We start from the raw sequence: 820 nt of genomic DNA on the forward strand, positions 1-820 counted from the left end.
CGCCTTGCTGGTGGCAGGCTGCGGCGGCCGCAAAACCGAGGAACTGCTCGGCAGCGCGGTCATGTCCGCGCCGGTGACGGAAATCGCGGGCAACCACTCGATCTTCATCGCCACGACGCGCAAGAAATCCGACGATCCCAACAAGGTTTTCGACGGCGAACGCTCGGCGACGCTGAACTACGCCCGCGTCAACGTCACCGTTCCGGGAGTCCACACGACCGGCCAGATCGAGCGTCGCTCACGCGGCAAGTCGGATGATCCGGCCAAATATTTCATGGCTTCCGAGGTCGTCGGCTACGATACCCAACCGAAATTCTCCAGCGCGCTCAACGCCGACATCGCGGCGCGCGGCGGCCGGGTGATGGTCTTCGTCCATGGCTACAACACCGGCTTCGACGACGCCGTCTATCGCCTGACCCAGATCGTGCATGATTCCGGCTATCCCGGGACACCGGTGTTGTTTTCCTGGGCCTCGGGTGCCAAGACCACCGACTATGTCTATGACAAGGAAAGCGCCAGCGCCGCCCGCGACCAGCTCGAAGTGACCCTGCGAATGCTGCAGCAGTCCGGTGCGCGGCGCATCGACATTGTCGCCCATTCGATGGGGACCTGGGTGACAATGGAAACGCTGCGCCAGATGGCCATCAGCGGCGACCGCGACCTCGGCGGCAAGCTCGGCGACGTGGTGCTTGCCTCGCCCGACATCGATGTCGACGTGTTCAAGAGCCAGATGCGCCGCTACGGCAAGCCCGACAAGCCGTTCATCCTGCTGTTGTCGGACGATGACCGGGCGCTCAGGCTCTCCGGCCTGATCGCCCGG

At 64.3% G+C, this 820-nt stretch carries 1 protein-coding gene; it reads left to right on the forward strand.

Annotation, left to right across the window (positions count from 1 at the left end; translation table 11 throughout):
• A partial coding sequence (locus EOA36_RS36360) for an alpha/beta hydrolase (RefSeq protein WP_245464577.1) occupies positions 1-820 on the forward strand: 820 nt, incomplete at both ends.

Source organism: Mesorhizobium sp. M8A.F.Ca.ET.021.01.1.1, from assembly GCF_003998025.1.
In the GTDB taxonomy this organism is placed as follows: domain Bacteria; phylum Pseudomonadota; class Alphaproteobacteria; order Rhizobiales; family Rhizobiaceae; genus Mesorhizobium.